Source organism: Methylobacterium sp. WL9, from assembly GCF_008040035.1.
GTDB classification, from domain to species: domain Bacteria; phylum Pseudomonadota; class Alphaproteobacteria; order Rhizobiales; family Beijerinckiaceae; genus Methylobacterium; species Methylobacterium thuringiense.
This window is the reverse complement of the sequence record NZ_VRVE01000136.1, coordinates 2501-5845: the sequence shown is the minus strand read 5'-3', so window position 1 is coordinate 5845 and position 3345 is coordinate 2501. Positions and strand designations below refer to the sequence as shown.

The following is a 3345-nucleotide window of genomic DNA, read 5'->3' as shown; positions in this document are numbered from 1 at the left end:
GTCTGTGGGGGTATTTGGTTGCGGGGGTAGGATTTGAACCTACGACCTTCAGGTTATGAGCCTGACGAGCTACCGGGCTGCTCCACCCCGCGCCGGGTGTCGGGATCCGTGTATGGATCGCGTCGGTGTCGGCGTTGCGGGTCCGGTTGAAGGGCCGCGCCGTGTGGCTGGTGACGAGGGAGGGTGACGTGTCACGGCAATTGCGTTTGGCAGGCCTGGCGGCGACCGACTCTCCCGTGCCTTGAGACACAGTACCATGGGCGCTGGTGCGTTTAACGGCCGAGTTCGAGATGGGATCGGGTTCTGGGCACACCGCTCGAGCCACCAGACCGGCCAAGCGCAATTGTTGCGTGATGTGGCGTGGTCATGTTCGGCAAGCATGTCATTGGTCTTCATCGCGACCGTGATCGCGTCGTGTTCGTTTCGCGGACAGTGATCATGAGAGCGATCAAGCCGATCGGGCGATTAGTACTGGTCAGCTCAACGCGTCACCGCGCTTGCACATCCAGCCTATCGACGTGGTCGTCTTCCACGGCCCTCAAGGGAGTACTCGTTTCGAGGTGGGTTTCCCGCTTAGATGCCTTCAGCGGTTATCCCGTCCGTACGTAGCTATGCTGCACTGCGGCTGGCGCCACAACAGCTCCACCAGAGGTACGTTCATCCCGGTCCTCTCGTACTAGGGACAAATCCTCTCAATACTCCAACACCCACGGCAGATAGGGACCGAACTGTCTCACGACGTTCTGAACCCAGCTCACGTACCACTTTAATCGGCGAACAGCCGAACCCTTGGGACCTTCTCCAGCCCCAGGATGTGATGAGCCGACATCGAGGTGCCAAACGACCCCGTCGATATGGACTCTTGGGGGTCATCAGCCTGTTATCCCCGGCGTACCTTTTATCCGTTGAGCGATGGCCCACCCACGCGGGACCACCGGATCACTATGACCGACTTTCGTCTCTGCTCGACATGTCCGTCTCGCAGTCAAGCGGGCTTATGCCATTGCACTCAGCGAGCGATTTCCGACCGCTCTGAGCCCACCTTCGTACGCCTCCGTTACGCTTTGGGAGGCGACCGCCCCAGTCAAACTGCCTGCCATGCGCGGTCCCGGACCCCGATCAAGGGTCGCGGTTAGACCACCATATCTACAAGGGTGGTATTTCAAGGATGGCTCCACACGAGCTGGCGCCCATGCTTCAAAGCCTACCACCTATCCTACACATGCCGACACGAAGGCCAGCGCAAAGCTACAGTAAAGGTGCACGGGGTCTTTCCGTCTGACCGCAGGAACCCCGCATCTTCACGGGGAATTCAATTTCACTGAGCCGATGCTGGAGACAGCGGGGAGATCGTTACGCCATTCGTGCAGGTCGGAACTTACCCGACAAGGAATTTCGCTACCTTAGGACCGTTATAGTTACGGCCGCCGTTTACCGGGGCTTCAATTCAAGGCTCTCACCTCTCCTCTTAACCTTCCGGCACCGGGCAGGCGTCAGGCCCTATACGTCGTCTTACAGACTTCGCAGAGCCCTGTGTTTTAGATAAACAGTCGCCACCCCCTGGTCTGTGCCCCTCTGCCCTGGTTGCCCAAGACAGAGGCCTCCTTATCCCGAAGTTACGGAGGCAAATTGCCGAGTTCCTTCAGCATCGTTCTCTCAAGCGCCTTGGTATACTCTACCAGTCCACCTGTGTCGGTTTCGGGTACGGTCTCTCGCAGAGGCTATTTCCTGGGACCCCTTCACGGCCGGACCAATCCGATAAGGTCCGACAATATACGGCATCCGTCACCATCTGCTGGCCGGGGAATATTCACCCCGTTCCCATCGACTACGCCTTTCGGCCTCGCCTTAGGGGCCGGCTAACCCTGCGCAGATTAACTTTACGCAGGAACCCTTGGACTTTCGGCGAGAGTGTCTTTCACACTCTTTGTCGTTACTCATGTCAGCATTCGCACTTCTCATACCTCCAGGACCCCTCACAGGTATCCCTTCACAGGCCTAGAGAACGCTCCGCTACCGCGTGACCCCGAAGGATCACACCCTAAGCTTCGGCTCGTGGCTTGAGCCCCGTTACATTTTCGGCGCAGGAACCCTTATTTAGACCAGTGAGCTGTTACGCTTTCTTTAAAGGATGGCTGCTTCTAAGCCAACCTCCTGGTTGTTTTGGGATTCCCACATCCTTTCCCACTTAGCCACGAATTGGGGGCCTTAGCTGTAGGTCAGGGTTGTTTCCCTCTCCACGACGGACGTTAGCACCCGCCGTGTGTCTCCCGCGCAGTACTCTCACGTATTCGGAGTTTGGTTGGGTTTGGTACCGCTGTGGGCGGCCCTAGCCCATCCAGTGCTCTACCCCGTGAGGTATTCACGCGAGGCGCTACCTAAATAGCTTTCGCGGAGAACCAGCTATTTCCGAGTTTGATTGGCCTTTCACCCCTAGCCACACGTCATCCAAGACCTTTTCAACGGGCACTGGTTCGGACCTCCAGTGGGTGTTACCCCACCTTCATCCTGCACATGGCTAGATCACTCGGTTTCGGGTCTAAAGCCACGAACTGAACGCCCTATTCAGACTCGCTTTCGCTGCGCCTACACCTACCGGCTTAAGCTTGCTCGTAACTTTAAGTCGCTGACCCATTATACAAAAGGTACGCAGTCACCCAGGACGAACCTTGGGCTCCTACTGTTTGTAAGCATTCGGTTTCAGGTGCTATTTCACTCCCCTCGTCGGGGTGCTTTTCACCTTTCCCTCACGGTACTGGTTCACTATCGGTCGCTGAGGAGTACTTAGGCTTGGAGGGTGGTCCCCCCATGTTCAGACAGGATTTCACGTGTCCCGCCCTACTCGAGTCCTGCTAATCGTCCGTCCCGTACGGGGCTATCACCCATCTCGCCGGCCTTTCCAGACCGTTCCGGTAAACTCATAACAGGCACTGGCCTGATCCGCGTTCGCTCGCCACTACTGACGGAGTCTCGTTGATGTCCTTTCCTCCGGGTACTGAGATGTTTCAGTTCCCCGGGTTCGCTTCAAACCCCTATTTTATTCAGGGCATGATACCTTCATGTGACCAATCGTAGTGGGGATCCAGACGACCCGAAGGTCGGCTGTATCCTCAATACGAAAGGTCGAAGGTGGGTTTCCCCATTCGGAAATTCCTGGATCAAAGCTCGTTCGCAGCTCCCCAAGACTTATCGCAGCGTACCACGTCCTTCATCGCCTCTCAGCGCCAAGGCATCCACCGAATGCTCTTAAGGCACTTGATCGCTCTCATGATCGATGTCCGCAAAACGAACCGGTTCGAAGAACCAGAACGATCGCAGCCACGGTCACGATAAAGACCGGTGACG

General features: G+C 56.9%; 1 tRNA gene and 2 rRNA genes. All 3 read right to left on the bottom strand.

Features of this window, described 5'->3' with window-relative positions:
- Positions 1-15 precede the first annotated feature (15 nt).
- The 3 genes from FV217_RS21590 to FV217_RS21580 all read right to left on the bottom strand — a co-directional run bounded on the left by FV217_RS21590 (position 16) and on the right by FV217_RS21580 (position 3261).
- A tRNA-Met gene (locus FV217_RS21590) sits at positions 16-92 on the bottom strand.
- A 121-nt stretch (positions 93-213) separates the two neighbouring features.
- Positions 214-329: ribosomal RNA gene (gene rrf / locus FV217_RS21585) — 5S ribosomal RNA — on the bottom strand.
- A 115-nt stretch (positions 330-444) separates the two neighbouring features.
- Positions 445-3261, bottom strand: a 23S ribosomal RNA gene (locus FV217_RS21580).
- Between the last annotated feature and the right edge of the window lie 84 nt (positions 3262-3345).